Below are 6,224 nucleotides of genomic sequence, written 5' to 3' on the forward strand. Positions count from 1 at the left end.
ATATGGCCCGCCGCTGCCGTGGTTAACCGGCAGCAGGGAAAGTCAGATTATTATAGCTATTCATTGTTCTGGCAATACCAATGGTTGCAAAGCTTTCAATGATCTCTACCGATTTCTCAATTTTCTGCTGTACCTGCCGTTCTTCCTGCTCCGTCCATCTGCCCAAAACATAGTCAACCTGCTGGCCTTTGGGAAAGTTGTTACCAATGCCAAAGCGCAGGCGGGGATATTGATTGGTGCCCAGCAGCTCCTGTATACTTTTTAGCCCGTTATGGCCTGCATCACTGCCTCCGGGGCGCAGGCGCAAAACCTCCAGGGGCAGGGCCAGCTCGTCCATAATTACCAGTAAGTTCTCCAGCGCTATCTTTTCCTTATCTACCCAGTATTTAACGGCTTTGCCGCTCAGGTTCATAAAGGTGGTAGGTTTTATGACTACAAAAACCCTTCCCTTCCATTTGCATTCCGCTACATCTGCCAGGCGGTCGTTTATAAATGTGCCGCCATGTTTGGCTACAAAAGCGTCTGCAACGTCAAAGCCTATATTGTGGCGGGTATGTTTATACTTGTCGCCAATATTGCCTAAGCCGGCTATTAAGTATTTCATCTGTTATGCCCGTGTTAAGCGCTGTTTAAATTACAATCAAAAATAGAAATTTAATCTGCATACCTCCTATTAACATCCTATTCCTTATGCGAAAAAAAGCCCCGGCTCCGTTATACCGGGACCGGGGCTTTTATAGAAATTATCTGTAAAAGAAACTTATTTCTTTTTAGCGTCCTTTTCAGCAGCAGCTTCATCCTGGCGCAGCTGACGGGTCATTACTACAGAAGCGATGGGAATACGGGGAGAGTTCAGTATCTCCACGTTCTCAACTTTTACATCTTCCACGCGGATGTTGCTGTTCAGCTCCAGGTTATCGATGTTTACTTCAATGTTCTCGCGCAGGTCCTTAGGCAATGCTTTTACCTTCAGCGCTTTCATTTTTACTACCAGCTTACCACCGGCTTTTACGCCTGCAGACTGGCCTACCAGCTTCAGCGGCAGGGTAGCCACTACCTTTTTATCTTCTACCAGCTCCAGAAAGTCTACGTGTGCCAGCTCGTCTGTTACTACATCAAACTGTTTGTCTTTCAGGATGCATTTGTAAGTTTTGCCGTTCACGTTAATCTGGGCCAGCTGGAAATCTGCTGTGTACACGAGGCTTTTAAAAGCCTTTACCGGAGCAGAAAAGCTCACAGTGTCAGCACCCCCATAAATAACGCAAGGCACTTGCTCCTCAGAACGAAGTTGGCGGGTGGCTTTTTTGCCTAAGTCGCTCCTGAGTTGTCCTTCGATGGTTATTGTTTTCATTTGTTAAACATTTATGATAATAAATAAAACGCTTACATTCCCCTGCGCTGGCTATGTACAAACAGGCTGGTAATAGACTTGTTTTCGTACATATTGCGAATGGCCACTGCAAAAAGCTCTGCTACCGTGATCACTTTAATTTTGGAACATTCCCTTTGCAAAGGCATGGTATCACATACCACCAGCTCTTTTAATACCGAGTTCTCAATGTTCTCATACGCCTTGCCGCTCAACACCGGGTGTGTACAGAAGGCCCTCACGCTTTTAGCTCCTTTTTCCATCAGCAGGTTAGCTGCTTTCGTAAGGGTGCCTGCGGTGTCAATAATATCGTCTATCAACACAATATCCTTATCTGTCACATCTCCTATCACCACCATGGAGGCTATTTCATTCGCCCGTTTGCGGTGCTTATCGCATATCACCATTTCGGCATTAAAATAGGCTGCAACCTCCCTTACCCGGTTGGTGCTGCCCACGTCAGGGGACGCAAAGGTAAGGTTTTCCAGCTTCAAATTCTCAATATACGGAATGAAAATTGCGGAGCTATCCAGGTGGTCTACCGGGATATCAAAGAAGCCCTGGATCTGGGGTGCATGTAAATCCATGGTTATCACCCTGTTAGCCCCCGCGGAAGTGAGCAGGTTAGCTACCAGCTTGGAGGCAATGGCTACCCTGGGCTTATCTTTCCTGTCCTGCCGGGCAAAGCCAAAATAAGGGATCACGGCGGTAATATACCCTGCAGAGGCCCTTTTTGCCGCATCTATCATCAATAACAGCTCCATCAGGTTATCTGCAGGAGCATTGGTGCTTTGTACCAGGAAAACATAGTCCCCGCGTATACTTTCCATGTATACTGGCTGGAACTCGCCATCACTGAACTTCTGGATCTGTAACTTGCCTAAGCCGTTGCCATAACATTTGGCAATTTTTCCAGCTAATGCGGGGTTGCTGTTGCCCGTAAAGATTTTTACTGATGGTTGCATGATTGTGGTGGAAAGGTTGCAAAACTATAACATTTGAAAGGGATCTCCACCATTTTTTTTACAGGAACCAGGCCCACAATAAACACTTTTACGCTTTTGGCCATAAATAAACACAGCAGCGCCAGGCATTTCAGATCCAAGCTGACGGTAAATTCCGGGACGGATTGTGGATAGAAATATTTTTTTTGCCGGGAGGAGGGAAGTATATTTGGATATGTGTGTGAAAGTTAACCCGTTGCATATTTCCATCAGAAATTGGGCCCCCGACGATCAGCCCAGAGAAAAGTTAATGAAAAAAGGAACAGCAGCACTTAGCGATGCCGAGCTACTGGCCATATTGCTCAATAACGGGCATAAGCAAAAATCGGCCATAACGCTGGCGCAGGAAGTGTTACAGGCCGCCCACAACCATCTCGGAGAGCTGGGCAAGCTGAATGTACGCCAGCTTAAAAAGCTAAAAGGTATTGGCACTGCCAAAGCTATTACCATTATAGCGGCCATGGAGCTGGCCCGGCGCAAACAGGCCGGCGCCATGCTGGAAAAGCAGGTAATACGCCACGGCGCCGAAGCTGCGCTGTTCTTTAAACCGCTTTTAAGCGATTATAACCACGAAGCATTTTACGTGGTGTACCTGAACCATAGCTGCCGTGTATTACATTACCGCTGCCTTAGCATAGGGGGCATCAGCAGCACCATTGTAGATCCCAAGCTTATTTTCAAAGAGGCCCTGGAGCTAAGCGCATCGCGCCTGCTGTTATGCCATAACCACCCCTCCGGCAGTCTCTCCCCCAGTTTTGCAGATATTGGGCTTACCCGTAAGCTTAAAGAAGCCGCCCGCCTATTTGATATTGACGTAATAGATCACATTATTGTTTCAGAAGCCGGCTATTACAGTATGGTGGAAGAAGGCATTATAACATAAGCACTTTTCACATAGCTAAATTGTTGGATATAATAATTCCCTTTTTCCTTACATTCGCAGATATTTTATTCTAACCCATATTATCATTCAATCTGGTATGCTGAAAATTGGAATTTTTGGTGTTGGGCATTTAGGTAAGATCCATCTTTCCCAGCTAATGACTATGAAAGATGTTGAAGTGGTAGGTTTTTATGATCCCAGCAATGCCAATGCGGCCAGCATAGCGGAACAATACCAGATTCCCCGGTTTACCATTGCAGAAGAGCTGATACAGCTTTCAGACGCTATTGATATAGTTGCCCCCACTACCCAGCACTTTAAGCTTTGCGAAATAGCCCTGCGTAACGGCAGGCATATTTTTGTGGAAAAACCCATGACCAATACCATGGAAGAGGCCAAAACACTGGTGAAGCTGGTGGAAGAGGCCAATGTAAAATTCCAGGTAGGGCATGTAGAGCGTTTTAACCCTGCTTTTCTGGCACTAAAAGGCTACCAGCTGAAGCCCATGTTCATAGAGGTACACCGCCTGGCGGAATTTAATCCCAGGGGCACGGATGTAAGCGTGATACTGGACCTGATGATACATGATATAGACATTGTGCTTAGCATTGTGCAGTCGTCCATCAGCCGCATTTCCGCCAGCGGCGTGGCTGTTATGAGCGATACACCGGATATTGCCAATGTGCGTATCGAGTTCCACAACGGTTGCGTAGCCAACCTTACCAGCAGCCGCATATCCCTGAAGAAGATGCGCAAAATGCGCCTGTTCCAGAAGGATGCTTACATTGGTATTGACTTCCTGGATAAGAAAACAGAGATCATTAAGCTGAAAACACCGGAAGATGCAGGCCTTTTTACGCTGGATATTGAAACCAACTCCGGTAAAAAAACCATTGCCATTGATAACCCTGAGGTAAAACAGTCAAACGCCATCCGCATGGAGCTGGAATTATTCCGCGACAGCATATTACAAAACAAACCAGTGGCTGTAAACGTGATTGACGGCCTGCAGGCCCTGGATGTGGCGCACCAGATATTACAGAAGATCAGCAGAAACCAGTCGGCGCCAGCCAGCTGACAACCGGGTAGTAACAACACCTGCTTCCTGTTTCAACAGGCCAATGGGCACATTGCTACTAACACACGGGTAGCTTACCAGCCGCCTGACAACAGTCGTTCTTTACAGCGATGGCCCTGTTGGCGCTTATGCTTGGGATCATGAGGCTACCAGGAGCAAACTATCGGCCTCAAAAGCCTTTCAAATAGCTTTTATCAGAGAAACAAGTTCATGCACAACCTGCAAAAACACTTTGCCTTCATTGGTAATTGAACAATTCGTAATTGGTAATTAAAATCGCTACTGCTTCAGCAGCGCTTCCGCTATAACCAGGTCCAGGGGGCGGGTAATTTTTATGTTGCGATCCTCACCGGGCACCAGGTGTATGGGATGGCCCTGTTTTTCCACTACCGTAGCTTCATCTGTAAACAAGGGGTTATAAGGCACTTCAAAAGCAGGCAGGAGCTGTTCGGATAAAAAGGTTTGGGGGGTTTGTATGATCTTAAAATTTTCCCGGTTCACGGCTTTATTGCTATTGCCGCCTGTTTCCCGGATGCTGTCTTTCAGGTCAGTTACCGGTATGGCATTTCCGTGTATAAGCGCCTGTTCGTAACAGTGGCGGATCAACGTTGTGGTTAGCAACGGGCGCACGCCATCATGCACAAACACTACCGCCTGGCCCGTGACCTGCTGCAGCCCGTTCTTTACAGAATGAAAGCGGGTTTCCCCGCCTTTTACCAGCGTTACGGGCGGCGGCGCAGCAAAGCTGTCCAGCACCTGCTGCGCAGGCGCAAAATGGGCTTCGGGCACTACCAGCACTACCTGCATATCTGCATAGGCATTTATAAATGCCGCTATGGTATGATATAATACCGGCTTGCCGGCCAGCTCCAGGAACTGTTTGGGCACAGCAGTTCCCATGCGGGTACCGGAGCCGCCTGCTACAATGATGGCAATTTTTGCACGTTGTTCCATAGCCGGAAAAAAATTACACGAATCCGCGGAGGTAAAACCTGCACAAATTCGTGTAACCCATTTATCTGATCAGTATTTTATTGCTTACAGGATCAGCATGGCATCGCCATAGCTGAAGAAGCGGTATTTTTCTTTAATGGCCTGCTGGTATGCTTCCATAATCAGGTCATAACCTGCAAAGGCGCAAACCATGATCAACAGGCTGGTTTTAGGCAGGTGAAAATTGGTTACCAGCGCATTCGGGATAGCAAAATCATAAGGCGGGTGAATAAAGGTATTTGTCCAGCCTTCTGCTGCCTTTAAATGATTTTGTGCGGTAACGGAAGATTCAACCGCCCTTACGGTAGTTGTACCAATGGCACAAACCTTACGGTTCTCGTCCTTGGCCTTGTTTACAATTTTTACGGCATATTCATCTATATGGAAGTACTCTGCATCCATTTTGTGCTTGCTGAGATCTTCCACCTCAATGGGCCGGAAAGTGCCCAAGCCGGTGTGCAGCGTTACTTCTGCAAATTTTATCCCTTTAATTTCCAGGCGTTTGATCAGCTCGCGGCTAAAGTGCAGGCCTGCGGTGGGTGCGGCTACCGCACCTTCGTATTTTGCATATACGGTTTGGTAGCGCTCTTTATCCTCATCTTCCGGCTTACGTTTAATGTATTTGGGAAGCGGTGTTTCACCCAGGGTGTCCAGCACAGCCTTAAACTCCTCATCATTGCCCTCAAATAAAAAGCGGATGGTACGGCCCCTGGAAGTGGTATTATCTATTACCTCCGCCACCAGCGATTCGTCATCACCAAAATAAAGCTTGTTGCCTACCCTTATTTTACGGGCCGGGTCTACAATCACATCCCACAGGCGGTTAGGCTTATTCAGCTCGCGCAGCAGGAACACTTCGATTTTAGCGCCTGTTTTTTCTTTACGGCCATACAAGCG

7 protein-coding genes are annotated in these 6,224 nt (G+C 47.3%); 2 read left to right on the top strand and 5 right to left on the bottom strand.

Annotated features, from left to right (window positions below; all coding sequences use genetic code 11):
- Positions 1–22: 22 nt before the first annotated feature.
- From pth to VFS25_RS07615, 3 genes are all read right to left on the bottom strand, one after another.
- Positions 23–604, bottom strand: coding sequence for an aminoacyl-tRNA hydrolase (gene pth / locus VFS25_RS07605; RefSeq protein ID WP_326461528.1), 582 nt, complete (start codon positions 602–604; stop codon positions 23–25).
- A gap of 156 nt (positions 605–760) precedes the next feature.
- The gene (locus tag VFS25_RS07610; protein WP_326461529.1) at positions 761–1,351 is read right to left on the bottom strand and encodes a 50S ribosomal protein L25; all 591 of its coding nucleotides are present in this window, start codon (positions 1,349–1,351) and stop codon (positions 761–763) included.
- Positions 1,352–1,383: 32 nt separating this feature from the next.
- On the bottom strand, positions 1,384–2,334 hold the full coding sequence (locus tag VFS25_RS07615) for a ribose-phosphate pyrophosphokinase (protein ID WP_326461530.1): 951 nt from the start codon (positions 2,332–2,334) through the stop codon (positions 1,384–1,386).
- 214 nt (positions 2,335–2,548) lie between these two features.
- Here VFS25_RS07615 and radC point away from each other — a divergent pair, with 214 nt between their 5' ends.
- Both radC and VFS25_RS07625 read left to right on the top strand, forming a co-directional pair.
- The gene (gene radC / locus VFS25_RS07620) at positions 2,549–3,256 is read left to right on the top strand and encodes a RadC family protein (RefSeq protein ID WP_326461531.1); all 708 of its coding nucleotides are present in this window, start codon (positions 2,549–2,551) and stop codon (positions 3,254–3,256) included.
- A 97-nt stretch (positions 3,257–3,353) separates the two neighbouring features.
- Positions 3,354–4,334, top strand: a complete 981-nt coding sequence (locus VFS25_RS07625) for a Gfo/Idh/MocA family oxidoreductase (RefSeq protein ID WP_326461532.1) — start codon at positions 3,354–3,356, stop codon at positions 4,332–4,334.
- A 279-nt stretch (positions 4,335–4,613) separates the two neighbouring features.
- Here the strand turns inward: VFS25_RS07625 and VFS25_RS07630 are convergent, their stop codons facing one another.
- A complete protein-coding gene (locus VFS25_RS07630) occupies positions 4,614–5,288 on the bottom strand; it encodes a 2-C-methyl-D-erythritol 4-phosphate cytidylyltransferase (protein ID WP_326461533.1) in 675 nt (224 codons plus the stop codon).
- A gap of 84 nt (positions 5,289–5,372) precedes the next feature.
- On the bottom strand, positions 5,373–6,224 hold an 852-nt coding region (queA, locus tag VFS25_RS07635), incomplete at its 5' end, for a tRNA preQ1(34) S-adenosylmethionine ribosyltransferase-isomerase QueA (protein WP_326461534.1).

The organism is Chitinophaga sp. (assembly GCF_035761305.1).
Taxonomy (GTDB): domain Bacteria; phylum Bacteroidota; class Bacteroidia; order Chitinophagales; family Chitinophagaceae; genus Chitinophaga.

What these genes read in the sequence shown, in the direction of transcription:
- radC (WP_326461531.1), top strand. Translation starts at nt 2,549, where the DNA reads ATGTGTGTGAAAGTTAACCCGTTGCATATTTCCATCAGAAATTGGGCC.
- pth (WP_326461528.1), bottom strand. Translation starts at nt 604, where the DNA reads ATGAAATACTTAATAGCCGGCTTAGGCAATATTGGCGACAAGTATAAA.
- VFS25_RS07610 (WP_326461529.1), bottom strand. Translation starts at nt 1,351, where the DNA reads ATGAAAACAATAACCATCGAAGGACAACTCAGGAGCGACTTAGGCAAA.
- VFS25_RS07630 (WP_326461533.1), bottom strand. Translation starts at nt 5,288, where the DNA reads ATGGAACAACGTGCAAAAATTGCCATCATTGTAGCAGGCGGCTCCGGT.
- VFS25_RS07625 (WP_326461532.1), top strand. Translation starts at nt 3,354, where the DNA reads ATGCTGAAAATTGGAATTTTTGGTGTTGGGCATTTAGGTAAGATCCAT.
- VFS25_RS07615 (WP_326461530.1), bottom strand. Translation starts at nt 2,334, where the DNA reads ATGCAACCATCAGTAAAAATCTTTACGGGCAACAGCAACCCCGCATTA.